Source organism: Mesorhizobium sp. M0715 (assembly GCF_040320355.1).
Taxonomy (GTDB): Bacteria; Pseudomonadota; Alphaproteobacteria; order Rhizobiales; family Rhizobiaceae; genus Mesorhizobium.
The window spans coordinates 86167-108518 of record NZ_JAMYPL010000005.1; the positions used below are offsets into that span (position 1 = coordinate 86167).

Below are 22352 nucleotides of genomic sequence, written 5' to 3' on the forward strand. Positions count from 1 at the left end.
GTTATCCTTCTGGCGAGGACCTTTCTGAATCGTCATTTGGGGAGTTCGATGCGTCGACTGATAGTCGCAAGTGCCGGTTTTCTTGCCGTTCTGGCCGTGCCGGCTTTTGCAGCCGACCCAGCGGTCGACGTGCCTATGACCGCGCCCGGCTTCGACTGGACGGGCTACTACGCTGGTCTGCAGGCCGGCTATGGCTGGGGCCAATCCGATATATCGGTGACAGAAGGCGCGCCGTTTTCCATCGCGCCCGACATTGACGGCGGTTTTGTCGGCGGCCATGTCGCAGGCCTGTGGCAGTTCAACCAGGCGGTGCTCGGCGCCGAGGCGGACCTCAACTATTCCTCGGTCGGCGGCACGACGGTATCGGCGCTGGGAAGCACATTCGGCACCGACATCAAGTGGTTCGGGTCGGTCAACGCCAAGGCCGGCTACGCCATGGATCGCCTGCTGGTCTACGGCATTGGCGGCGTCGCCTTTGCCGGCATCGAAACATCGCAAGTCGCGGGTCCGGCGTTCGCCAGCACGCGCACGAATGTCGGCTGGACCGTGGGTGCCGGCGTCGACTACGCGTTGACCGACAAGTTCGTCGTCGGCGCACAGTATCGCTACTATGATTTCGGCTCCGAGCACTACGACGTGGCGGAACCCTTCAACGATCGCGATCAGAACGTGAAGCTCAACACGGTAGGCATCAATTTGAGCTACAAGTTCTGAGCAGGGCCACAATCGCGACGCTGCCGGACCAGGCAACCACTCAAAGGGCTCTTTCATGGAAGGGTGGCCGACGCTCCCAGTGGGCGGGGGGAATGGGTTGGGCCTGAGAGGCGCCGGCCTTGGCAGATCAAATCCACCACACAGGCATCCTACCACTACCCGCCGCGCCGATAATTCCGTGATCGCGCCAGTATCATCAAGCCGCCCCGTCTGTTTGCACGTTCGGCGAACGCTCAACAACACGACTTGACGGCCTGTGTCAGGCGTCTGAAAAGGGCTGGCCTGCGGACGTGGCGGAATTGGTAGACGCAAGGGACTTAAAATCCCTCGATCTCTGATCGTACGGGTTCGATTCCCGTCGTCCGCACCAGCCTTCGCTCTTCGAGCTTGGGGTGGCGGGCCACCTGAAGCTCGTTAGTGCATGTCGCCCAAAGTGACCTCGGTTTTGGGAGAGCGACATGCACAAAGACAAAGACCTGAAGCGGGTCGCCTGAAGGCGCGACACCGCTTAGACAAAGGAGCGTCCTCCGAAGCCTTGGCCAAGGAGGACCGGTTCGAATTTCATCCGTTCAGGCGCACCAATTTCACCAGCCAGGGCTTGTTGGCATCTCTACGCCTCGAACACTTTCTGTGTGAACCATTCCGCCAGCCTGGCAAGCTCAGGCCCCAGCACACGATCGGCACCGACAGGCGGCACGATAGCTCTGATTTGATCGACGAAGGAGCGCAGTGCCGGCGGCGGCGTCCGTTCGGTGACGTGCAGCGCCTGCGAGGCGATCATCGCCAGCATCGCCATGGCGGCATCGACGCAGCGGCCGGCGGTCGCTTCCTTGGTCCATGCGAAGAATGCCGTCGTGGCGACGTCGTCCTGCCCCGCACCGGCCGATTCCGTGCCCGGAATGAAGGTACGTTGCGCCGCCAGCTTGGCCTGCTCGAGATAGCCGGTGATCGCCATCGGCACGTAGCCGACATTGCCGTGGCCATCGCTGTCGGCCGAGTGTCGTCCGGTCATCAGAAGATCGGGCAGCAGCGACACCTTGCCGTTGAGCAGCTTGGAGGCGTGGCGATCACAAAGCAGGCAGATGTCGGCCCATATCGCCGCCAGATCATCCAGCGCCGGCGTCGCCATGGCGTTGTGATAGCCGCCGGTCGAGATGCAGCGGCCGAGCGGATGTGCATCTTCGGGCGGGATATAGACCGGATTGTCCGATATAGAGGCCAGCGACACATTGGCTGCCCGCTCGGCCGACGACAGCGCACGATGCGCCTGGCCGAGGACGCGCGGCACGATGCGGTAGCTGACCGGCGCCTGATAATTGCGTCGCCCATCGCCGGCGCCAACCAGAAATTCCCGCAAACCCTGCAGGGCCGCGGCCTCATGCTCATCACCCCAGAGCGTATCGAGGGCGGCGTCATAGTGTTCGAGTGGGGCGCGAAACGCCTCGATCGACAGCGCGAACACTTTTTGCGCCATGCGGATCCGGCGGCGCGCCGCGAGCGCCGCGTCCGCTACGAGGGCTGCAGCGCAGGGCGAGCCGTTGATCAGCGAGCCGCGTTCCTTGACCTCGAGATCGAAGCGCGTCGAAAGCTCGGCAAACAGCGGATAGAGCGCCAGGATTTCGCCGGCGCCGCCCTGGCCCGAGGCCGGCACTGTTGGCATCGGCCCACCATTGAGCATTGCGGCCACGGCAAGCGCGATGCGTGGCGAGGTGGCGGCGTTGCCCTCGATGAAGTTCGTCAGGCGGGCAAGCACGATCGCCCTGACCACGCGATCCGGCAAGGGATCGCCGAACGAGGTGGCGGCGGCAAACGCCTTGATGCGCGCATGGCGATCCCGCTCGTCGAGTTCGAGCTTGCGGCTCGCCAGCTCTCCCATGGCGGTGGTGACGCCATAGATGACCGGTGGCGGATCGGATTCAATCAGCCTGAGAAACGAGGCGCGGCATTCGGCGATGCGCTGCAAGGCCTTCTCGTCGATGTCCACCGTGTCCTTCTTCCAGGCGACGCGGAAAACAGTGTCGAGGTTGATGTCCTCACGCGTCGACAGGCTAACTGGCATGTTTCACACCACTGCAAATAAGGGACTTAGTAGAGTGGTTCCTCGAACAGCGTCTTGTCGCCGTCCACCAGCGCCTTGATCTGCGCGGTGCCGTCGCCGGCGAGCGCAAGACGGATGCCGAATGGCCGCACCCGCATGTCGTTCTGGATCGCCATCCCCTCGCCTTCCGGCAGATAGAAGCGTTCGATGCCATAGTCCGGCGCGATGGTCATCCCTTCGCCGCGAAGATCCCAGCCCTCGGCGATGTGGCCTAAAATATCGGCCTCGTCCGCAGCGGCCGGCTTCGGCGCCTTGCCGAACCAGGCTGTCGTCGGCTGCCAATAGCCGTCGGAGCCCTTCTTCAGGCGCACGACAATCGAGGTGTCGTCGCTGGAAAACTTGTCGGGCGGAATGTTGGCGATCATTTTCACCGGTATGCGCGAAATATCGTAGCCCAGGATAATATAATCGCCGCGCAGGAGGTCGCGCGGATCGACGGGCTCGATCTTCAGAAGCACCTCTTTGCCGTTGCGCAGGATCGCCGCGCGGCCGGCGATGATCCAGCTCAGGAAGCCGATCTGGACGAGCGCCAGCAGCAGTGCCGAGATGACAAGCCTTTTCCCGGTGATCATGCCGTGGCTCCTTTGGCATCTGGACCTTTCATACGCTTTTCCACGCGGATGATGACGATCGCAAGGATGCCGAGCAGCACTGCGGCGGCCAGGAAGAAGCCGGCTGTATCGAGCATCGATTGCAAGGTCACCACATAGATGATGGCGAGTTCGAAGGCGAAGCCAAGATAGGCAAACCAGCGCAGCCCACGGCTCTCCCGTCCCGCCAGCACGATTGCCCCGACAATGCCGGCAAGCGCGATCACCGAAGCGAGGGCAAAACCGCTGTTGTAGGTGCTCTCGTCGGCGAGTTCGAACTGGATCATTGCGAGGCCGGTGAGGAAGCCGAGCAGTGCGTGCAAGGGCAAGCGGCCGCCGAGCTGCACGACCCGGTCGACCGGATCCGGCGCGAAGACCGAGGCCGCGAACAGCAGCGCCGAGACGACGACCAGCGGGATAGCCACCTGCAGCGTGTCGTGGTTGGTGACGAGCAGCACAAGATAGAACAGAACCGACAGGATGATCAGGTGGCGCGCCGCCTGGCTGCGGGTCCAGAACGATACGGCAAACAGCACGATCGCCATGATCACGAAGGCATGCGGAAATTCGCTGCGGCTGTAGTAGTCGAAGCCTTTGAGGAACAGCCAGGCATCGGCGATGCCGACCGAAGCGACCGTCAGCGGATTCGAACGCAGCGCAACCGCCGCCAGCGCCGTGCCGGCGCCCCAGGTGACCAGAGCAGACGCCTCGTCGCCCGAGAGATGATACATCTGGCCGATCAGCGCGATCGAGCCGCCGAAAGCCGCGGCCGCCACGATCCAGAGCGCTTCGCCGAGCGCCGGATGGTCGCGGGTCTTCAGCACCGCGCCGCCGACATAGCCGCCGAGGATGACGGCAAACAGTGCCGCCACGCGTGCCAGGCGCGGGATCGCGTCCCAGTTGGCGGCGACGAAAATCAGGATGGCGGCGCCGAACAGCAAGGCGGCCATCATTGCCAGGATAGAGCCGAAGCTAAGCGACTCGCGCGCGTTGGCCTCGACATTGCACGAAAGCGAATCGGCTGTGGCGGCGTCGATCAGCCCGGCCTGCAGCCAGCGCGCGATATCCGCCCTGACCCGCGACGAATAGCTCGCCATGCTGTGTCTCCCCCACGTTTGGTCTTTTTTCAGCCGATCCGGTCAAATCGTTGACGCGGCGGCATTTTCCGATTCGGGTTTCTTTGTGTCAGGTCCGTGAACGCCGTTAATGCTGCATTGCACAATTTGCATTGCTGCCATGCAGCCATAGCGCTTTTAAATCGATATGGTTCCGCCTATTTATAGTTCGTACACAAACGGAATGATCCGCAAGAAAGACGAAACGAGAACTACCATGAACCTGATCCGCAACTACCGCAACTGGCGCCGCTACAGGGACACCGTGTCCGAGCTGAGCCGCCTGAGCAACCGTGAACTGACCGACCTCGGCATCAGCCGCAGCGACATTCCTTACGTCGCTCGCAAGGCGGTCTAATTCTTCGGACCGCGAATGGTCCGAACCAGTTTTGAAAAAGAGAACGACAATGAACCTGATCCGCAACTATCGTAACTGGCGCGTTTATCGCGAGACGGTTACCGAGCTGGGTCGCCTTTCCAACCGCCAGCTGCATGATCTCGGTATCGTCCGCGACGAAATCAAGATCATCGCCCGCCAGGCGATCTAGACAGAATTTCGGCAGGGTCGACCTCCTCCCCGACCTTGACGAATACGGTCACCCCTTACCTCCTCCCAAGGGTTGACCACAAAAACGGCGCCCGCCGCACCTCCTCCCGCGGCGGGCGCTGTTTCCCCGGGGCAAATCAAATTTGCCCAGAAGGGTTTCGCCCCTTTCAAAATTAGCGAAAGAGATTTCGTCAAAGCCGACCTCCTCCCCGGCAATGACGAATAGGTCCGACCTTCACCTCCTCCCGAAGGTTGGCCACCAAAACGGCGCCCGCCGCACCTCCTCCCGCGGCGGGCGCTGTTTCCCGGCCCCAGAAGGGTTTCGCCCCTTTCAAAATTAGCGAAAGAGTTTTCGTCAAAGCCGACCTCCTCCCCGGCGATGACGAATATGGTCGGCCTTCACCTCCTCCCGAGGGTCGACCCCAAAAACGACACCCGCCGGACCTCCTCCCCCGGCGGGTGTTGTTGTTTTCAGGGGCGCTCCGATCAGCAGCTGTTTGCTCCGCACCGCGCACGGCAATTGCAATCGCCGCACCAAGCGATTATTCCGGCGTTCATGAGCAAAAACCCAATCCACATCATCGGCGGCGGCCTCGCCGGTTCCGAAGCCGCATGGCAGGCAGCCGAGGCCGGCGTGCCCGTCATCCTGCATGAAATGCGGCCCGTTCGCGGCACCGATGCGCACAAGACCGACAGCCTGGCCGAGCTGGTCTGTTCGAACTCCTTCCGCTCCGACGACGCCGACAACAATGCCGTCGGCCTGTTGCATGCCGAAATGCGGCTGGCCGGCTCGCTGATCATGAGCGCCGGCGACGCCAACCAGGTGCCTGCTGGCGGCGCGCTCGCCGTCGACCGCGACGGATTTGCCGACGCGGTGACGAAAAGGCTTGAAGCGCACCCGCTGATATCAATCCAGCGCGAGGAAGTGCCGGGCCTGCCGCCGGCGGATTGGGACCAGGCGATCATCGCCACGGGTCCATTGACCGCGCCCTCACTTGCCCAGTCGATCGCGGAAGCGACCGGCGCCGATGCGCTAGCCTTCTTCGACGCCATCGCGCCGATCGTCCACTTCGACACGATCGACATGGACATTTGCTGGTTCCAGTCGCGCTACGACAAGGTCGGGCCCGGCGGCACCGGTAAGGACTACATCAACTGCCCGATGGACAAGGACCAGTACCTTGCCTTCGTTCAGGCGCTGGTCGACGGCCAGAAAACCGAATTCAAGCAATGGGAAGGCACGCCCTATTTCGACGGCTGCCTGCCGATTGAGATCATGGCCGAACGCGGCGTCGAGACGCTCCGTTACGGCCCGATGAAGCCGATGGGGCTGACCAATGCACACAATCCGACGGTGAAGGCCTATGCCGTCGTCCAGCTGCGGCAGGACAATGCGCTGGGCACGCTCTATAACATGGTCGGCTTCCAGACCAAGCTGAAGCACGCCGAGCAGGTGCGCGTGTTCCGCACCATACCGGGTCTCGAAAACGCCGATTTCGCCCGCCTCGGCGGCCTGCACCGCAACACCTACATCAACTCGCCGACCTTGCTCGACGCTTCGCTGCAGCTGAAGTCGCGCCCCGGCCTGCGTTTTGCCGGCCAGATCACCGGCTGCGAGGGCTATGTCGAGAGTGCCGCGACCGGCCTGCTCGCCGGCCGTTTCGCCGCCGCGGAAAGGCTCGGCCATGCGCCGTCGCTGCCGCCGCTGACCACGGCCTTCGGCGCGCTGCTCAACCACATCACAGGCGGCCACATCGTTTCGGATGACGAGCCGGGAAAGCGCTCCTTCCAGCCGATGAATGTCAATTTCGGCCTGTTCCCGCCTGTGGAAGCGCCGAAGACCGAGGGCAAGCGCATGCGCGGCAAGGACAAGACCGTCGCCAAGCGCCACGCCATCACCTCGCGCGCACGCGCCGATTGCCGGCAATGGCTGGGATTGGCGGCGCAAACGGAAACGGCCGAAGCTGCAGAGTAGCCAGCTTCCTCTCTGATTGGACCATAGGCGTCAAGTAGGATACTATCTCACTTCTTGCCTAAGAGAGACAGCCATGGAATCCGCCGAGAAACTATCGGTCACCGTCACGCCCGCAATGGCGCGCATGATCCGCGAAAAGGTCGAAGACGGCTCCTTCGGATCGGCCAGCGAAGTCATCCGTGCAGCCCTTCGCGCCTTCCAGCGCGAAGAGGAAGAGCATGCCGAGCGCATGGCGTCGATCAGAGCCCGGGTGAAGGCGTCGATCGAGGATACAAGGCCGGGCCATTCGGGAGAAGAGGTTCGCACTCACCTCCGGGGACTCTTCGCCCAGTATTCGAGCCGTGCCGATGATTCGGCGGCTTGAGGTCGAGTATCGTGAAGATGCCAGAAATGATCTGGCCAACATTTTCAGACATATAGTCGAAGCCAATGGAAGTCCTGACGTCGCGCTGAAGTTCGTTCTGCGCATCGAAGACCGGTGCCAGAGCATCGGCAACGCGCCTCGCGGCGGTCGTTCCCGCGACGACATCCTGCCAGGATTGCGAACAGTTCCGTTCGAGCACTCTGCAGTCATCGCTTACATCATCGACGATAACTTCGTCCGCATCGTCAACATCTTCCATGGCGGTCGCGACTATGAAACGCTGATGCGCGAGGGCGGGTCGAGCGAACCATCCTGAGGCGATGGTTATTCGGCTGGCTCGACACCAGCCGCCGGCAACCCTGGCTTGCCCGCCTCATCAGGATTTCGCCTGACATAGGCAGCTTTCAATGTCTCGGAAGTTTCGCGCGAGCCGTCATGGCTCCAGCCCGGCGGCTTGATCAGATAGTTCAGGCGGTCGCTCAACGTCAGACCGGGCGCAAAGGCATCCCTGAACATGCCGATCCATTCATGGAACGCCACTTTCAGCGGATTGAAGGTGCCGAGATTCCTGACGATGCCGTAGCGCGGCCGGTCTTCTTCCAGTTCTCCGACGAAGGTGCCGAACACGCGATCCCAGATGATCAGCGTGCCGGCATAGTTGGCGTCGAGGTAGCGCGGATTGGTGGCGTGATGGACGCGGTGGTGTGACGGCGTGTTGAAGACGAACTCGAACCAGCTCCACATCTTGCCGATCGTCTCGGTGTTGATCCAGAACTGCCAGACAAGGTTGAAGCCGAAGGTGAAGGCAATCACCGCCGGGTGGAAGCCGAGCAGCACCAGCGGCGCCTGCAAAATGAACATGAAGGTGAACAGACCGGTCCAGCTTTGCCTGAGCGCCGTCGACAGATTGTAGTGCTGGCTGGAATGGTGGTTTACGTGTTCGGCCCACACCCAGCGCACCCGGTGCGCGATGCGATGATAGACGTAGTAGCGCAGATCATCGAGCAGGAAGGCGGCCAGGAACACCCAGACCGACAGGCCGAGATTGAAGACGCGGAATTGCCACAGCCACAGCAGTGCCCAGTAGGACACGACGCCAAGCAGCAGCCCGGCAACGACATTGCCGGTGCCCATCATCAGGCTGGTCAAGGTGTCGCGCGTCTCGAACGAATCCCTGGCGCGGCCGGTGCGCACCAACCAAAGCTCGATCAGGATCGCGACCACGAAGAACGGGATGGCCAGTTGGGTGACTTGCGGGAAATTGTAGCTGTCCATCACGCGGCCTGCCCAGTGGAATTTGAACCTTGCGGCTCAAGCGCTTTCAGCACGCCCTGTGCATCCGTTGAGCTGGCAAAGCGGAAGCGGCCGCCCTTCCAGGTGAAATCGGCGAGCCGCAGCGAAACCGTGTTCGCATCTCCGGCGTTCAAAACCGCGACATTCTGAGGCGAGACGATGCGGGTCAAAAAGCGATCGCCGATGCTGTGAACGATGCCGATGCGCCCTCGCCCGATATCCAGAAACGCCGTCTTGGCATCCGCTGTCAGGCGGACCACCGTCGCGATCTCGTCGGGAAAATCCTCAGTGAATCGGCTCACTGCGCGATCGACACTGCTGAGCGTCGCCGTCTTGCTGCCGCCGGTGAAATGCACCGCCGCAACCGACAGCGCGATGCCGAAGGTAACGATCGCTACCAATATGGGTAAGCTCATTCATCTCCTCCGGGCCGGCCTGTTGTCTTCAGCAACAGTTTGGCGCGGGGACGTCTTAACATGATTGACGTTTACGTCAAAGCGCAGGCCAGCCCTTGCTCGCGCGACGCAGCAGCAGCCAATGCCGGCGCAAGGCCGACAGCCGCGCCACGCCTTCGAGCGGCGAACCATTCTCCATCTTGCCGAGATAGGCACGTGACAGGGCGAGCGGCAGGAATGCCGGACGCAGCGATACAGGCAGAGCCGGAGCGCCTCGCTCGAAGGCGGAAAGATGTTCCCGTGCCAGCGCCATCATCGCCGCCACCGCGCGTTTGGCGCCGGGTCCGCCATCACCGGCAACGAACTCCTGCGGCGAAGAGCCGGCCGCTGCAAGGATATCGGCCGGGACAAAACACTGTCCGCGCCGGCGATGCAGCGGCAACAGCAGCAGCAGGCCGGTCATCGCCTGCGCACAGCCTGCCCTGCCCGCCAGATCGGCAAAGCGCGGCGCCTCGACGGGATCGAGCACCATCGCCGCAAGCTGGATGAGTGCTGCGGCCGTCTCGCCGCAATAGCCTTCCAGATCGGTGCGCGACGGCATCGGGTCGTCGTAGAGGTCGAAGATGCGCGCATCGAGCATGTTCTCGAAGGCCGGCTCCGGAAGGCCGAACGTCGCTATCGTGGCGTTCAAGGCTTCGGCAACGGGATGGCCGGCGCCGGCCTCGCCGCCGGCGGCAATGACATCGCGCCACCACTGCAGCCGCACTTCGCCCGGCAGCGCTTCATGGATGCGATCGCGAATGCCTGCGATCTCGGCATTGAAGGCATAGAGCGAAAACAGCGCGTCGCGCTTGTCCGCCGTTGCATAGAGCGCGGTCAGATAGCGGTCATGGTCGGTGGCGCGCACCGCGTCCATGACGATTTCAGCGCTTCGAGACATGTCAATCGACGGCAATGAGCGCTGCGGCCACCGCGCGCTCTTCCGCCAGAAGGACATTGTAGGTCCGCACCGCGGCCCCCGTCGACATCGGGTCGGATGCAATGCCGGCGGCCTTCAGCGCGGCCAGCAATGCGGCGGGCAATGGCCTGAGATCCCTGCCCATGCCGACCAGCAGGATTTCGACCTTGTCGGCCTCAGCCAGCAGCCTGTCGAAATCCGCCACCGTCAGCGCCAGGGGATCAGCCGGTTCCCAACCATGGATGCCGGATGGCAGGCACATGAGCGAACCACGGTGCGACATGTCGGCAAAGCGGAACCCGCCATTGCCGTAGGCTTCGATCGGCGCGCGGCCCGGAAAATGCGCCTCGCGGATGACGATGCCTTTGCTGGTCATCGTTCTGTCATCCCTTCGGGGCGGCGCGTCAGGTCGCGACCGCCTTGCCGCCATTGACCGGCTTCTCCTCGTCGGCAGTTGCCTGCGGCCGCAACTTGAACAGGATCAGCAGCGGTGCGGCGATAAAGATCGAGGAATAGGTGCCGAAGACGACGCCGAACAGCATGGCCATGGTGAACGAGCGGATCACCTCGCCGCCGAACAGCACCAGCGCCAGCAGCGCCAGGATCGTCGTCACCGATGTCAGTGTCGTCCTCGACAGAGTCTCGTTGATGGCGTTGTTCAACAGTTGCGGCAGCGGCATCCGCTTGTATTTTCGCAGATCCTCGCGAACACGGTCATAGACCACGATCGTGTCATTCAGCGAATAGCCGATGATGGTCAGGATCGCCGCCAGTGACGACTGGTTGAACTCCAGCCCGGTGATGACGAAGAAGCCAAGTGTCATGACCACATCGTGCACCGTCGCCACGATGGCGCCGACCGCGAACTGCCATTCGAAGCGGAACCAGACATAGACCAGGATGCCGAGCAGCGCGATCAGCATGGCGATGGTGCCTTGCTTGGCGAGTTCTCCGGAGACTGTCGGTCCCACCACTTCCACGCGGCGGAAGTCATAATTGTCCTGCAGTTCGCCGCGCACCTTGTCGATGACGGTCTGCTCGGCATTCTCGCCGCCATCCTGCGTGCCGACGCGGATCAACACGTCGTTGGGCGTACCGAACTGCTGGACCTGGACTTCGCCGATGTTGAGCTCGGTCAGGCGCGAGCGGAGGTCGGCGAGGTCGGCATTGCCGCTCTTGGCCTGTACCTCGATCAGCGAACCGCCCTTGAAATCGATGCCGTAATTGATGCCGACGGTCATGAACATCACCACCGAGAGGATCGACAGTGCGCTTGACAGCGTGAACGTCCAGCGACGGATGCCCATGAACGGAATTTTCGTGCCGGGCGGAACGAAGGTCACCGGCGCGCGCGGCAGTTCCTTCGGGCGAGCCCGGCGCAGCCAGATCGAGACCAGCAGCCGGGTGAAGGTGAAAGCGGTGAACACGGTCGTCAGGATGCCGATGGCATAAGTGATGGCAAAGCCCTTCACCGGCCCGGTACCGAGATAGAACAGCACCACGGTGGCGATCAGCGAAGTGATGTTGGAATCGACGATGGTCGCCAGCGCCTTGGTGAAACCGGTATCGATCGCCTGGATCACGGAGCGGCCGGCGCGTCGCTCCTCGCGGATTCGTTCGTAGATCAGCACGTTGGAATCGACCGCCATGCCGATGGTCAGCACGATACCGGCGATACCAGGCAAGGTCAGCGTCGCGCCAAGCAACGAGAGCACGCCGACGATCATCGCCACGTGCACCGCCAGCGCGATGTTGGCCAGGAAGCCGAGGAAGCCGTAGGCGACGAACATGAAGGCGACGACGAGGATAGAACCGATGATGCCGGCGACCTTGCCGGCATGGATCGAATCCTGGCCAAGGCCCGGACCCACCGTGCGTTCTTCGATGACCGTAAGCGTTGCGGGCAACGCACCGGCGCGCAGCAGCACCGCAAGGTCGTTGGCGCTCTGGGCGGTGAAGTTGCCGGATATCTGGCCGGTGCCGCCGAGGATCGGCTCGCGGATCTGCGGCGCCGAAATCACCTGGTTGTCGAGGATGATGGCGAACAGCTTGCCGACATTCTGCGCAGTGGCCTGGCCGAAGCGCGCCGCCCCTTTCGAATCAAAGCGGAACGACACCACCGGCTCGTTGTTCTGCGAATTGTATGTCGCCTGTGCGTCAACGAGGTTTTCGCCCGAGACGATGACGCGATTTTCGATCAGATACGGAACCGGCGGATCGTCCTGCGAGTACAGCACCGACGAGCCGGCTGGCGGACGGCCGTTGAGGGCATCCTGCACCGGCATCGACTGGTCGACCATCTGGAAGGTCAGCTTGGCGGTCTGGCCGAGGATTTCCTTCAGCCTTTGCGGGTCCTGAAGACCCGGCACCTGGACAAGGATACGGTCGTCGCCCTGTCGCTGCACGATAGGTTCGGTCGTGCCGAGTTCGTTGACGCGGCGCTCGACCACCTCGATCGACTGCGTCAGCGCCGTCGATGTGCGATATTTGATGCCGGCGTCGGTGACGTTGAACTTGAGCAGGCCGGGCTCGGAATCATCGAGCGTCATTTCCTGGATGGAGCCGCCGGTGAACAGGCCGGCAGCGACCGGATCGGTCAGCGTCTTCAGCGCCGTCTTGGCGGCATCGATCTGGGCGGGATCGGTGATACGGACCTGCAAGACACGTCCGGTGCCGGCGAGGCCGGTGTAGCCGATCTTGGCGTCACGCAGCAGCGTGCGGATTTCGTCGCGCGTCGTCTCCAACCGGTCCTTGATCAGATCGTTCTGATTCATCTCCAGCAGGATGTGCGAGCCGCCCTGCAGATCGAGGCCGAGCGTCATCTGCCGCTTCGGCACCCAGTCGGGAAGCTTGGCCAAAGTGCTTGCGGGGATGAGATTGGGCGCGGCGAGGATCACCGTGATGGCCACGGCCACCCAGATCAGGATCATCTTGAAGCGCGAAAAATACAGCATATGGCGTCGTCCGTCAGAGCGTGTCCGCGGATCGCTCCGCCTAAAATTCGGTTATTTCTTGGCATTCTGGTTCGCCACCGGCTCACCATTCATCCGCGCATCTGTGGTTGTCGAGCACAAGGCGGTCACTTTGGTGCTGCCATCGGACTTTCTTCAACTATTGTCAATCGTGCGGGTAAGCGGCCATTGCGTAATAGCACGGCGAGATCGTTAGCGTCCTCGACAGTGAAATTGCCCGATATCTGGCCGATGCCGTCAAGGATGGGCTCGCGGATTACCGGTACTGAAACCACCCGACCGTCCAGCACGACTGCAAACGAACTGCCGACATTCTGCGAGGTCTCCCGGCTTAGCCGTGCGGTTCCTTTTGAATCGACCCGAAACAGGACAATCGGCTTGTTACTTTGCGGGCTGTAGGCCGGCTTCGCATTGATCAGGTTGTCATCCGAAACGATGACACGGTTCTCGATCAGGTAGGGGACCGGCGGATCGTCGTGTGAATAAAGCATGCTGGACGAATTGGGCAGCGGCCCATTAAGCGCGTCTTTCACCGGCATCGATCCATCAATCATCTGGACAGTCAGCTTGGCGGCACGAACAAGGATATTACTTAGCCTATGCGAATCCTTGAGGCCCGACACTTGGACCATAATCCGATCATCGCCTTGCTGCCGCACGATCGGCTCCGAAATGCCCGATTCAACCCTCCTGAAGTCATGGATGCGATGCTTGATGACCTCCACTGACTGCTTCAAAGCCGCGGACGTTAGGTATTTGATGCCGGCGCCCGTGATGACGAATTTGAGCAAGACTGGTCCGGACTCATCCAGCACCAGCTCCTGGACTGCGTCATCATCGGCAGACGGATCGGTCAGTGTCTTTAGCGTTACTTTGGCCAAAACAAGCTGAGCGGCATCCGAAATGTGTACCTGAACCGCGCGACCCGATACAGCCAGACCGGTATAGCCGATGTGAGCGGAACGCAGCAGTGAGCGGATTTCGTCTTGGGTCGTCTCCAGCCTGCCTTTGATCAATTCGTCCAGATCCAGGCCGAATACGAAGCGCGAAATGCCCTTTTGATCGAGGCCAATCGCCGTCTGGATTTTTGGTGCCCAATAAGGCTGCTTCGCGAGCGGACTTGCCGCGAAAAGGATGGACACATCAAGCACTGCTGTAATGACCGCAGCCACACAGATCAGAACTATCCTGAAGCGCGAAGAAGGCGGCAAATGGCGTCCTCCGTCAGGCAAGCTGGCGGATCCCTCCGCCGACAATTCGGTTATTTCTTGGCGTTCTGGTTGGCGACCGGCTCGCCCTTGACGCGCACATCGGCGATCGTGGAACGCAGCGCCGTCACCTTCATGCCACCGCCGAGGTCGATCTCGAGCTCGTTGTCGTCGATCACCTTGGTCACCTTGCCGACGAAGCCGCCGCCGGTGACGACCGTGTCGCCGCGACGGACCGCGGCCAGCATCTCGCCGCGCTTCTTCAGCTGCGTGCGCTGCGGCCTGATGATCAGAAAATACATGATCACGAAAATCAGGACAAACGGCAAAATGCTGATAAACATGTCTGGAGAAGCGCCGACGCCTTGGGCGTATGCCGGTGTCACGAACATCGAGGTACTCCTGAATTTTGAAAACAGCCGCCAATCTGGCGGCCCCTTGAAATTTGGCCGGAATATAGTCGGTAAAGTTGTCAATGCAACTGCGCGGCCGCCCAAATCGGCTGCTTTTCCGGCCTGTTGAGCCGTGTTAGAGCAGGATCGCGAAAAGCGCGAGCCAGTTTTTGGAAAAGATCACGCTCGAACAAAAGGTTGCAGCCGGTTTTGTATCAGACGGAATCGGCCAGCTTCACGCCCCCACACGTCAAAACGCGAAACAAAAGACAGCCATGACCGACAGCAGCATTGAAGCCCTGAACCAGAAACTCGACCGGCTGATCGAAGCGGTGAGCCGTCTTGCCCCGCCGCCGGTACCCCAAACCGACATCGGCGCGGCCGATTGCTTCGTCTGGCAGGCCGATCCGGGCTATCTGGAACCGGTGCACAGGGTTAACCGCGTCGACATCGGCCTGATCCGTGGCGTCGACCGCGTCCGCGACATCCTTGTCGACAACACCGAACGCTTCGCTGGCGGCTATCCGGCCAACAACGTATTGTTGTGGGGCGCGCGCGGCATGGGCAAATCGTCGCTGGTCAAGGCCGTGCATGCCCAGATCAACGCCAGGACCAAGTCCGACCTGCCGTTGAAGCTGATCGAAATCCACCGCGAGGACATCGACACGCTGCCGAAGCTGATGGGATTGCTCAAGGCGGCGCCCTTCCGCTTCATCCTGTTTTGCGACGACCTCTCCTTCGACCATGACGACACCTCCTACAAATCGCTCAAGGCAGCGCTCGAAGGCGGCGTCGAGGGCCGCCCCGCCAATGTCATCTTCTATGCCACCTCGAACCGCCGGCATCTTTTGCCCCGCGACATGATCGACAACGAGCGCTCGACCGCCATCAACCCGTCCGAGGCGGTCGAGGAAAAAGTGTCGCTGTCCGACCGGTTCGGGCTGTGGCTCGGCTTCCACAAATGTTCGCAGGACGAGTATCTCGACATGATCGACGGCTATGTCAGGCACCATGGCCTTGTCGTGGATCCCCAGCAACTGCGCGCCGAAGCACTGGAATGGGCGACCACCCGCGGCAGCCGCTCAGGTCGCGTCGCCTGGCAGTTCACCCAGGACCTGGCTGGCCGGCTCGGCAAGCCACTGAGGGACTGATACGTTGGGTGGCGTCGCCAACGCCATCCAATGACAAGATCATTTGGGCTGCGACCGCCGCAAGTCACGCGGCGTTTGGCCGATCTCACGACGCATCCAATGCGCCAGGTGTGACTGGTGCGCAAAGCCCGTCAATTCCGCAACCTCGCTTGTGCTGAGATCCCCGCGCCGGAGCAGGACCCGTGCGCGTTCGACCCGGCGTCGCAACACGTACCGGTGCAGGGTGAAGCCTGTCGCCGCCTTGAACCAAGCCCGCAAGTGCGAGCTGCTCGCCCCGGCAACTCGGCTCAGTCGGAGGATCGAAAGGGGCTCGTGCAGGCCAGCCTCAATATGCTCCAACACACGCTTGAGCTGGGCATCTGACAACCGGTTTCTTCGGTCGACATCGAGATTGTCAAGACCGAGCAGCCTCACCGCAAGAGCTGCGCCAATGCTGTCGGCAAACAAAGGTCCACTCGGTGAGTTTGCGTTGACATCGCTCTCGAGTGCTCGGGCGAGATGTTGGATGCGCTGATCACGAAGCAGGTGACGTGTGTCGAGCGGCAATGCGCGCGCCTTGCCGCCAAGCTCAGCCGCCACCCTTTCCATCAGGGCTGGTTGTAACGCGATCTCGATCGTGTCGAACGGGGTTTCAGTCTCGAAACCGCCCTCTTGGCCAGCGGGCACCAGGTCAATATCGCCGGCGCGCCTCACGAAATATCGACCAACCTCATTGCAGTAGGAACGCGTCGCCGCGCTTGCATGCACCATGATGCGATGATGGGCCGCTTTGGAGAGACGATGGACGCCCGCTTCGATATGCCAGAAGGCCATTGTGACGTCGGGCGGAAATCGAGCCGGAACAGACTGCGAATGCATGCTTTCTCACTTCATGGCAAAACCTGTCCAAGAATTGGCAATTTCCGCGCGATTTTCAATGCCGGGGACATGTACCTACGCCTCTCCATAGAGTTTGGACGAGAGGTTGCCATGGGTTTTTATGTAGTTGTCGGAGCAGGCCCGGTCGGGCACGAGACCGCGCGCCTTCTGGGAGAAGAAGGACATGATGTCGTTCTCACGAGCCGGAGTGTCGGCTCAAACGGGTTGCGGAACGTCCGGGCGGTGCAGGCCGATGCCACCGATGGCGTTGAACTGGCGCGTATCTGCCGAAACGCCGACGCCGTTTTCATGTGTGCCATGGCCGCCTATCACCGGTGGCCGACCGACTTTTTCCCAATCATCGACGGCACCGTGCGGGCCGCGGAAGCGGTCGGCGCGAAGCTTGTGATACTCGGAAACCTCTATGGCTATGGCGAACATGCCGATAGTCCGCTTCACTCCGACCTGTCTCTGGATCCGACTTCGAAGAAAGGAACCGCCCGGACGATCATGTGGCAGCGCGCGGTCCGTGCGGACGTGCCGGCAGTCGAAGTGCGGTCCAGCGATTATCTTGGACATGGCGCGATCAGCTCTTTCTCACTGGTCGCGCTGCCCTCCATAATCGAGGGGAGGCCGACTGCTTTCATTGGAAACCTCGACGCGACTCATGCCTGGTCCTTCACGAAGGACGTGGCCAGGACACTGGTCGCCGCTTCCCGCTACACGGGCGAATGGGGACGAGCATTCCATGTTCCATCGCAACACGCCTCACCCCGGGAACTCATCCTAACGACGGCGGCAATGCTTCACCGTGAAATTCCAGAGACACGTTCCTATTCCATCCCCGAAATGGAGGCATCGGGCATGCATGAGCTCATCGAAATGAGCTACCTCTTCGACAATCCCTTGCTGGTCGATTCCTCCGACGCGGAGACGCTTCTCGGCATCAAGGCCAGCAGCCTTGGCGTCATGATCGCCGACACCCTGCGTGATCATCTTTGAAGCTTGAAGACTGGCGCGTCGCGTTGAAGCTGAAAAAGCCCGCTCCTTTCGGAACGGGCTGAGCCGGCGGGCCGGACTGGAGGTCAGACGGCCCGCAAAATTGCTTTTTTTCTTCTATTCGAGATAGCCTCGACTATTCGAGATAGCCGGACGGATCGACCGGGGCGGAGTTCTTGCGCACTTCGAAGTGCAGCTTCGGCGAGTCCGTCGTGCCGCTCATGCCCGACAGCGCGATTTCCTGGCCGCGCTTGACCTTCTGGCCGCGCTGGACCTCGATCGAGCTGGCGTGGCCGTAGACGGTGACCAGGCCATTCTCGTGGCGCACCAGCACCGTGTTACCGAATTCCTTGAGGCCGTCGCCGGCATAGATGACGACACCGTTTTCGGCTGCCTTGACCGGTGTGCCAGAGGGTACGGCGATGTCAACGCCGTCTTTGCCGGAGCCGAAACCGGAAATCACGCGGCCGCGCACCGGCCAGCGCATCTTGCCGATGCCGGTGGCGTCTGGCGCGACGGCGTCGTCGGCCTCGGCCTGCTGGATGACCTTCGAATCCTTCTTCGGCGGCGTGTAGGACGCCAGCGTTTCCGACGGCGTGGTCTTTGCCGCGGGCTGCGTCGTGGCCGTCGTCACCGGATCGACCTTGGCCGGCTTGGCGGCGGCGACGATCGCGGTTCCACCGGCAGGCACCTTCAGGGTCTGGCCGATCTTGAGCAAGCCATCCTGCATGCCGTTGGCCTGCTTGATGGCAACGACACCGACACCGGTCTTCCTGGCAATCGAGGAAAGCGTGTCGCCCGACTGAACCGTATAGGTGCCAGCTGCATTGGTCGCCTTGGCCGCAGCTACCTGCGGCTTGGGCTCCTTGGGCTGGCTCGCGGCGGCCGACGTGTCGACCGGAGCGGCGGACTTGCCCTCCCTAGGCTTCGGCTGCTGCGGCAGGACGGCCACCTTGTCGGGCGCGGTGGCCGGCAGGTTGTGCTTGGTGTCTTTCGCCGGCTTGGCATCCGCGAGCTTCGGCTCGCTCTTGCTCGAATAGGCGTAGGCCGGGATGACCAGCTTCTGGCCGGTCTTCAGCCCCTTGGTCGCGCTCAACCCGTTGACCTTCATGATCACGTCGGACGGCACCTTGTAGCGCTGCGCCAGGCCGCCGATCGTTTCGCCGTCCCTGACGACGATCTCGGTTGCATGCGGAGTGCCGGAAGCAGCCACGCGGGGTTCGTCAGGTTGCGAAACCTTGAAAGGCGACGCCACTGGGGCGACGGTGCCGGTCGTGGTCCTGTCGACATGCGGTGCCGGGGCCAATGCGGTGCGTACCGGCTTCGACACCGGCGCCACTTCGGAAGCCTGGGCAACCGGCGGCGGCAGCGGCCGCGTCGAGACCGGATCGAGGCTGGAGCGGCTGACCGACTGTGTATGGCTGCCATCGATCGGAGCGGCGGCGACATCGCCCGGATAGGGCTGCTGTACGGCATCCTGCTTGTTGATGATGGCGCGCTGATTGTTGGTCGAGGATGTAAAGACATCGTCGACGCCATTGAACCGCGAAACTTGGGAACTGCACCCCGCAGCGGCACCCGCGACCATCAGTATGGCGCAGCCTCGCGCCAGATTGCGACCGTTTGTCTTCAAAACACTGAGTTGCATCGCACTAACCCGCACATACCCGGTACAAACTAGGCATGATTAAAGCGCGTTAATGTTACTCGACGGTTAACCCCATGGAATCCGACGCAATTTTTCTTAAAATATTAGAGAGCGAGCCCAGGGGAGATTTTCAGGTCATGCCGGCCGGGGTCGAAGACGGCGCGCGCACCCGACGCGGCGCGGCCTGAACATCGACATACGCGCTAGATGACAGCGGCGACACCGCGCAGGATCGGCTGCAGGCGAACGAGGCCGATGTCTTCACGCTCGAAGCGGCTGCCGACCTTGGTCAGCTTGGCCAGCACCTGTTCGCCCTCTTCGGGGCCGATCGGAGCGATGACGATACCGCCGCTCGACAACTGGTCGAGCAGGAAGCGCGGCAGGCTGTCGAAGGCAGCCCAGGCGACGATACGGTCAAATGGCCCTTCATTCGGCAGCCCGCCGGAACCATCGGCGTGGCGCACGATCACATTGCCGATGCCGAGCGCCTCGAAGCGCTGCCGCGCCTGCTCGGCGAGCGTCTTGTAGCGATCGGTGGTGATGACCCGCGCCGCCAGCCGCGACATCACCGCCGAAGTGTAGCCCGAGCCGGTGCCGATCTCGAGCACGCGGTTGCCCTGCTCGATAGCGAGCGCCGCGATCACCGCCGCCTGCATGTCGGCACCTTCGATCGCCTCGCCGCATTCGATCGGCAGCATACGGTCCGACCAGGCGATCTGATGGAACTGGGCCGCCAGGAAGCCGCGCCGCGGCGTCGCCTCGAAGGCCGCGATCAGCGCCTTCGGCACAGTCCCCCGGCCGCGCAGGCGCAGCAGAAAGGCAGCAAAACCTTCGCGGTCATCGATCGGGAGGCCTTGGTTCATGCAAGCGCCTTGCTCAATTGGTCACGGATTTCATGCGCGGTCAGGTCGAGCTGCAGCGGCGTCACCGACACCAGCCTGTTGCGCAACGCGTAGAGATCGGTGCCTTGCTTGCCCTCGACCGGCTCGCCGCCGAAGCGCAGCCAGTAGTAAGGCAGGCCGCGCCCGTCGCGGCGCTCGTCGACCCACAGGGAGTGCACGAGCTTGCCTTGCGTGGTGACCACCGTGCCCGCGACCTCTTCGGGCGTGCAGTTGGGAAAATTGACGTTGAGCAGCACGCCGTCCGGCAACGGCGTCGCGACAAGTTTCTTCAGCAGCGCCGGCGCCAGCACTTCTGTCGTCTCGTAGGGCACGACGCGATCTTCGCCGACATAGCTGTAGCCCTGGCTGAGCGCGATCGAGCGGATGCCGAGCAGCGCACCCTCCATGGCGCCGGCGACGGTGCCGGAATAGGTGACATCGTCGGCGATGTTGGCGCCCGAATTGATGCCGGACAGGATCAGGTCGGGTGCGCCAGGCAGGATCTTCTTGACGCCCATGATGACGCAATCCGTCGGCGTGCCGCGCACGGCAAAATGCTTCTCGCCAATCTTGCGCAGCCGCAGCGGCTCCGAGATCGACAGCGAATGCGCATAGCCGGACTGGTCCTGCTCGGGCGCCACCACCCAGACATCGTCGGACAGCGTACGTGCGACGCGTTCGAGCGACGCCAGTCCCTCGGCATGAATGCCGTCGTCATTGGTCAGGAGAATGCGCATTATTTCGCTTCGATCTTTTCCAGACCGCCCATGTAAGGCCGCAGCACTTCAGGAATGGTTACGCTGCCATCTTCATTCTGGTAGTTTTCGATGACAGCGATGAGCGCGCGGCCAACGGCTGTGCCCGAGCCGTTGAGCGTGTGCACGAAGCGGTTGCCCTTGCCGTCCCTGTCCTTGTAGCGCGCGTCCATGCGGCGCGCCTGGAAATCGCCGCACACCGAGCAGGACGAGATCTCGCGATAGGCGTTCTGGCCGGGCAGCCAGACCTCGATGTCGTAGGTCTTACGCGCACCAAACCCCATGTCACCGGTGCACAGCGTCATGGTGCGGAACGGCAGGCCGAGCCGCTTCAGCACTTCCTCGGCGCATTGCGTCATCCGCTCGAGCTCGGCAAGCGACGATTCCTGATCGGTGATCGACACCAGCTCGACCTTGTAGAACTGATGCTGGCGCAGCATGCCGCGCGTGTCGCGCCCGGCCGAACCCGCTTCCGAACGGAAGCACGGCGTCAGCGCGGTGTAGCGCAGCGGCAGTTTTTCATGCGCGGTGATTTCTTCACGCACAAGGTTGGTGAGTGGGACCTCGGCGGTCGGGATCAGGCCAAGCCTGCCCTCCCCGTGCGGCGTGAAGAACAGATCTTCCTCGAACTTAGGCAATTGGTTGGTGCCGAACAGAACATCGTCCTTGACCATCAACGGCGGGATGACTTCTTCGTAGCCGTGTTCGGTCGTATGCAGGTCCAGCATGAACTGGCCGAGCGCACGTTCCATCCGGGCCAGTCCGCTTTTCAGCACCGTAAAGCGCGAGCCCGACAGCTTTGCCGCGCGCTCGAAATCCATCATGCCGAGCGCTTCGCCGATCTCAAAGTGCTCCTTCACCCAGTTCGGCCGCGTCGGCACCTTGCCGACGAGGTGCTTGACGACATTGTCGTGCTCGTCCTTGCCGACAGGCACGTCGTCGAACGGCACGTTGGGAAGCACTGCCAGCGCATCGGTCAGCGCCTTGTCGAGCTCGCGTTCGCGCGCCTCGCCGTTCTGGATGAAGACCTTGATCTCGCCGACTTCGGCTTTCAGCTTTTCGGCCAAGGCGGCATCGCCCGAACGCATGGCGTTACCGATCTCCTTCGACGCGGCATTGCGGCGCTCCTGCTTGGTCTGCAGTTCGGTAACGTGCTCGCGCCGCGCCTCGTCCGAGGCGATCAGTCCGTCGACCATGGACTGCGCCTCACCGGCCGACCACGAGCGCTTCACCAGCGCCTCGACAAGGGCCTTCGGGTTGTCGCGAATCCATTTGATGTCAAGCATGGTTTGAACGCTCCTGGGTAGCATGTCGCCCAAAAGTGCACAGCGATTTTGGGACAACGATATGCGCAAAACAAAACTGAAACGCATCGCTTTGAGCGCGATGCGTTTCAGCCAGAGGGCGTAAACCGCATCCGAGATCGATGCAAGATGGGC

24 protein-coding genes and 1 tRNA gene are annotated in these 22352 nt (G+C 62.1%); 10 read left to right on the plus strand and 15 right to left on the minus strand.

Annotation, left to right across the window (positions count from 1 at the left end):
* The first annotated feature begins 48 nt into the window (after positions 1-48).
* Together NKI21_RS08130 and NKI21_RS08135 are read left to right on the plus strand one after the other, a co-directional pair.
* Positions 49-714, plus strand: coding sequence for an outer membrane protein (locus NKI21_RS08130; protein ID WP_023812168.1), 666 nt, complete (start codon positions 49-51; stop codon positions 712-714).
* 284 nt (positions 715-998) lie between these two features.
* A tRNA-Leu gene (locus NKI21_RS08135) sits at positions 999-1084 on the plus strand.
* 240 nt (positions 1085-1324) lie between these two features.
* Here NKI21_RS08135 and NKI21_RS08140 read toward each other — a convergent pair.
* The 3 genes from NKI21_RS08140 to NKI21_RS08150 are packed head-to-tail and all read right to left on the minus strand — an operon-like array spanning position 1325 to position 4499.
* Positions 1325-2773 carry an aromatic amino acid lyase gene (locus tag NKI21_RS08140; RefSeq protein ID WP_023812169.1) on the minus strand — a complete coding sequence of 483 codons (1449 nt, stop codon included), beginning with the start codon at positions 2771-2773 and terminating at the stop codon, positions 1325-1327.
* A gap of 26 nt (positions 2774-2799) precedes the next feature.
* Positions 2800-3384: a GDYXXLXY domain-containing protein gene (locus NKI21_RS08145; RefSeq protein ID WP_352439912.1), complete on the minus strand. Its 585-nt coding sequence runs from the start codon at positions 3382-3384 to the stop codon at positions 2800-2802.
* Entirely contained in the window at positions 3381-4499 is a 1119-nt protein-coding gene (locus NKI21_RS08150) for a DUF2157 domain-containing protein (protein WP_352865227.1), read from the minus strand. Before NKI21_RS08150 ends, NKI21_RS08145 begins: the two co-directional genes overlap by 4 nt.
* Positions 4500-4734: 235 nt before the next feature.
* On the opposite strand from NKI21_RS08150, the gene NKI21_RS08155 reads away from it, so the two are divergent.
* The 5 genes from NKI21_RS08155 (at position 4735) to NKI21_RS08175 (ending at position 7719) form a co-directional block, all read left to right on the plus strand.
* A complete protein-coding gene (locus NKI21_RS08155; RefSeq protein WP_013531315.1) occupies positions 4735-4875 on the plus strand; it encodes a DUF1127 domain-containing protein in 141 nt (46 codons plus the stop codon).
* A 49-nt stretch (positions 4876-4924) separates the two neighbouring features.
* Positions 4925-5065, plus strand: coding sequence for a DUF1127 domain-containing protein (locus tag NKI21_RS08160; protein ID WP_013531314.1), 141 nt, complete (start codon positions 4925-4927; stop codon positions 5063-5065).
* 555 nt (positions 5066-5620) lie between these two features.
* Positions 5621-7039, plus strand: a complete 1419-nt coding sequence (gene trmFO / locus NKI21_RS08165; protein WP_352865230.1) for a methylenetetrahydrofolate--tRNA-(uracil(54)-C(5))-methyltransferase (FADH(2)-oxidizing) TrmFO — start codon at positions 5621-5623, stop codon at positions 7037-7039.
* 73 nt (positions 7040-7112) lie between these two features.
* Positions 7113-7403, plus strand: a complete 291-nt coding sequence (locus tag NKI21_RS08170; RefSeq protein ID WP_128304019.1) for a type II toxin-antitoxin system ParD family antitoxin — start codon at positions 7113-7115, stop codon at positions 7401-7403.
* Positions 7387-7719 carry a type II toxin-antitoxin system RelE/ParE family toxin gene (locus NKI21_RS08175; RefSeq protein ID WP_128304048.1) on the plus strand — a complete coding sequence of 111 codons (333 nt, stop codon included), beginning with the start codon at positions 7387-7389 and terminating at the stop codon, positions 7717-7719. Before NKI21_RS08170 ends, NKI21_RS08175 begins: the two co-directional genes overlap by 17 nt.
* A gap of 8 nt (positions 7720-7727) precedes the next feature.
* On the opposite strand, the gene NKI21_RS08180 is transcribed toward NKI21_RS08175, so the two are convergent.
* The 7 genes from NKI21_RS08180 to yajC all read right to left on the minus strand — a co-directional run bounded on the left by NKI21_RS08180 (position 7728) and on the right by yajC (position 14621).
* Positions 7728-8678 (minus strand): sterol desaturase family protein, encoded by a 951-nt coding sequence (locus NKI21_RS08180; protein WP_352865233.1) that lies wholly within the window; start codon positions 8676-8678, stop codon positions 7728-7730.
* Positions 8678-9052 (minus strand): hypothetical protein, encoded by a 375-nt coding sequence (locus NKI21_RS08185; RefSeq protein WP_348629836.1) that lies wholly within the window; start codon positions 9050-9052, stop codon positions 8678-8680. The genes NKI21_RS08180 and NKI21_RS08185 overlap by 1 nt, the downstream gene beginning before the upstream one ends.
* A 136-nt stretch (positions 9053-9188) precedes the next feature.
* Positions 9189-10031: a phytoene/squalene synthase family protein gene (locus NKI21_RS08190; protein ID WP_164892931.1), complete on the minus strand. Its 843-nt coding sequence runs from the start codon at positions 10029-10031 to the stop codon at positions 9189-9191.
* Position 10032: 1 nt separating this feature from the next.
* The gene (locus NKI21_RS08195; protein ID WP_352439908.1) at positions 10033-10425 is read right to left on the minus strand and encodes an Mth938-like domain-containing protein; all 393 of its coding nucleotides are present in this window, start codon (positions 10423-10425) and stop codon (positions 10033-10035) included.
* A gap of 28 nt (positions 10426-10453) precedes the next feature.
* On the minus strand, positions 10454-13003 hold the full coding sequence (gene secDF, locus NKI21_RS08200; RefSeq protein ID WP_128304016.1) for a protein translocase subunit SecDF: 2550 nt from the start codon (positions 13001-13003) through the stop codon (positions 10454-10456).
* Between the two features lie 125 nt (positions 13004-13128).
* Complete coding sequence (locus tag NKI21_RS08205) at positions 13129-14193, minus strand: SecDF P1 head subdomain-containing protein (protein WP_023812177.1); 1065 nt, start codon at positions 14191-14193, stop codon at positions 13129-13131.
* An 89-nt stretch (positions 14194-14282) separates the two neighbouring features.
* Positions 14283-14621 carry a preprotein translocase subunit YajC gene (gene yajC / locus NKI21_RS08210; protein ID WP_023812178.1) on the minus strand — a complete coding sequence of 113 codons (339 nt, stop codon included), beginning with the start codon at positions 14619-14621 and terminating at the stop codon, positions 14283-14285.
* Here yajC and NKI21_RS08215 point away from each other — a divergent pair.
* Together NKI21_RS08215 and NKI21_RS08220 are read left to right on the plus strand one after the other, a co-directional pair.
* Entirely contained in the window at positions 14530-14751 is a 222-nt protein-coding gene (locus NKI21_RS08215; protein WP_164892929.1) for a hypothetical protein, read from the plus strand. The genes yajC and NKI21_RS08215 overlap by 92 nt on opposite strands.
* Before the next feature lie 145 nt (positions 14752-14896).
* Positions 14897-15772 carry an ATP-binding protein gene (locus NKI21_RS08220; RefSeq protein ID WP_352865239.1) on the plus strand — a complete coding sequence of 292 codons (876 nt, stop codon included), beginning with the start codon at positions 14897-14899 and terminating at the stop codon, positions 15770-15772.
* Between the two features lie 39 nt (positions 15773-15811).
* On the opposite strand, the gene NKI21_RS08225 is transcribed toward NKI21_RS08220, so the two are convergent.
* Positions 15812-16630: an AraC family transcriptional regulator gene (locus NKI21_RS08225; RefSeq protein WP_023812180.1), complete on the minus strand. Its 819-nt coding sequence runs from the start codon at positions 16628-16630 to the stop codon at positions 15812-15814.
* A gap of 111 nt (positions 16631-16741) precedes the next feature.
* On the opposite strand from NKI21_RS08225, the gene NKI21_RS08230 reads away from it, so the two are divergent.
* Positions 16742-17632, plus strand: coding sequence for an NAD-dependent epimerase/dehydratase family protein (locus NKI21_RS08230; protein ID WP_023812181.1), 891 nt, complete (start codon positions 16742-16744; stop codon positions 17630-17632).
* A gap of 133 nt (positions 17633-17765) precedes the next feature.
* Here NKI21_RS08230 and NKI21_RS08235 read toward each other — a convergent pair whose 3' ends face one another.
* The 4 genes from NKI21_RS08235 to serS all read right to left on the minus strand — a co-directional run bounded on the left by NKI21_RS08235 (position 17766) and on the right by serS (position 22199).
* The gene (locus NKI21_RS08235) at positions 17766-19277 is read right to left on the minus strand and encodes a LysM peptidoglycan-binding domain-containing M23 family metallopeptidase (RefSeq protein WP_128304014.1); all 1512 of its coding nucleotides are present in this window, start codon (positions 19275-19277) and stop codon (positions 17766-17768) included.
* A 203-nt stretch (positions 19278-19480) separates the two neighbouring features.
* Complete coding sequence (locus NKI21_RS08240; RefSeq protein WP_023812183.1) at positions 19481-20140, minus strand: protein-L-isoaspartate(D-aspartate) O-methyltransferase; 660 nt, start codon at positions 20138-20140, stop codon at positions 19481-19483.
* Positions 20137-20895 (minus strand): 5'/3'-nucleotidase SurE, encoded by a 759-nt coding sequence (gene surE, locus NKI21_RS08245; protein ID WP_023812184.1) that lies wholly within the window; start codon positions 20893-20895, stop codon positions 20137-20139. Before surE ends, NKI21_RS08240 begins: the two co-directional genes overlap by 4 nt.
* Complete coding sequence (gene serS, locus NKI21_RS08250) at positions 20895-22199, minus strand: serine--tRNA ligase (protein ID WP_352439906.1); 1305 nt, start codon at positions 22197-22199, stop codon at positions 20895-20897. Before serS ends, surE begins: the two co-directional genes overlap by 1 nt.
* Positions 22200-22352 lie beyond the last annotated feature (153 nt).

What these genes read in the sequence shown, in the direction of transcription:
- NKI21_RS08130 (WP_023812168.1), top strand. Translation starts at nt 49, where the DNA reads ATGCGTCGACTGATAGTCGCAAGTGCCGGTTTTCTTGCCGTTCTGGCC.
- NKI21_RS08140 (WP_023812169.1), bottom strand. Translation starts at nt 2,773, where the DNA reads ATGCCAGTTAGCCTGTCGACGCGTGAGGACATCAACCTCGACACTGTT.
- NKI21_RS08145 (WP_352439912.1), bottom strand. Translation starts at nt 3,384, where the DNA reads ATGATCACCGGGAAAAGGCTTGTCATCTCGGCACTGCTGCTGGCGCTC.
- NKI21_RS08150 (WP_352865227.1), bottom strand. Translation starts at nt 4,499, where the DNA reads ATGGCGAGCTATTCGTCGCGGGTCAGGGCGGATATCGCGCGCTGGCTG.
- NKI21_RS08155 (WP_013531315.1), top strand. Translation starts at nt 4,735, where the DNA reads ATGAACCTGATCCGCAACTACCGCAACTGGCGCCGCTACAGGGACACC.
- NKI21_RS08160 (WP_013531314.1), top strand. Translation starts at nt 4,925, where the DNA reads ATGAACCTGATCCGCAACTATCGTAACTGGCGCGTTTATCGCGAGACG.
- trmFO (WP_352865230.1), top strand. Translation starts at nt 5,621, where the DNA reads ATGAGCAAAAACCCAATCCACATCATCGGCGGCGGCCTCGCCGGTTCC.
- NKI21_RS08170 (WP_128304019.1), top strand. Translation starts at nt 7,113, where the DNA reads ATGGAATCCGCCGAGAAACTATCGGTCACCGTCACGCCCGCAATGGCG.
- NKI21_RS08175 (WP_128304048.1), top strand. Translation starts at nt 7,387, where the DNA reads ATGATTCGGCGGCTTGAGGTCGAGTATCGTGAAGATGCCAGAAATGAT.
- NKI21_RS08180 (WP_352865233.1), bottom strand. Translation starts at nt 8,678, where the DNA reads ATGGACAGCTACAATTTCCCGCAAGTCACCCAACTGGCCATCCCGTTC.
- NKI21_RS08190 (WP_164892931.1), bottom strand. Translation starts at nt 10,031, where the DNA reads ATGTCTCGAAGCGCTGAAATCGTCATGGACGCGGTGCGCGCCACCGAC.
- NKI21_RS08195 (WP_352439908.1), bottom strand. Translation starts at nt 10,425, where the DNA reads ATGACCAGCAAAGGCATCGTCATCCGCGAGGCGCATTTTCCGGGCCGC.
- secDF (WP_128304016.1), bottom strand. Translation starts at nt 13,003, where the DNA reads ATGCTGTATTTTTCGCGCTTCAAGATGATCCTGATCTGGGTGGCCGTG.
- NKI21_RS08215 (WP_164892929.1), top strand. Translation starts at nt 14,530, where the DNA reads ATGATCACGAAAATCAGGACAAACGGCAAAATGCTGATAAACATGTCT.
- yajC (WP_023812178.1), bottom strand. Translation starts at nt 14,621, where the DNA reads ATGTTCGTGACACCGGCATACGCCCAAGGCGTCGGCGCTTCTCCAGAC.
- NKI21_RS08220 (WP_352865239.1), top strand. Translation starts at nt 14,897, where the DNA reads ATGACCGACAGCAGCATTGAAGCCCTGAACCAGAAACTCGACCGGCTG.
- NKI21_RS08225 (WP_023812180.1), bottom strand. Translation starts at nt 16,630, where the DNA reads ATGCATTCGCAGTCTGTTCCGGCTCGATTTCCGCCCGACGTCACAATG.
- NKI21_RS08230 (WP_023812181.1), top strand. Translation starts at nt 16,742, where the DNA reads ATGGGTTTTTATGTAGTTGTCGGAGCAGGCCCGGTCGGGCACGAGACC.
- NKI21_RS08235 (WP_128304014.1), bottom strand. Translation starts at nt 19,277, where the DNA reads ATGCAACTCAGTGTTTTGAAGACAAACGGTCGCAATCTGGCGCGAGGC.
- NKI21_RS08240 (WP_023812183.1), bottom strand. Translation starts at nt 20,140, where the DNA reads ATGAACCAAGGCCTCCCGATCGATGACCGCGAAGGTTTTGCTGCCTTT.
- surE (WP_023812184.1), bottom strand. Translation starts at nt 20,895, where the DNA reads ATGCGCATTCTCCTGACCAATGACGACGGCATTCATGCCGAGGGACTG.
- serS (WP_352439906.1), bottom strand. Translation starts at nt 22,199, where the DNA reads ATGCTTGACATCAAATGGATTCGCGACAACCCGAAGGCCCTTGTCGAG.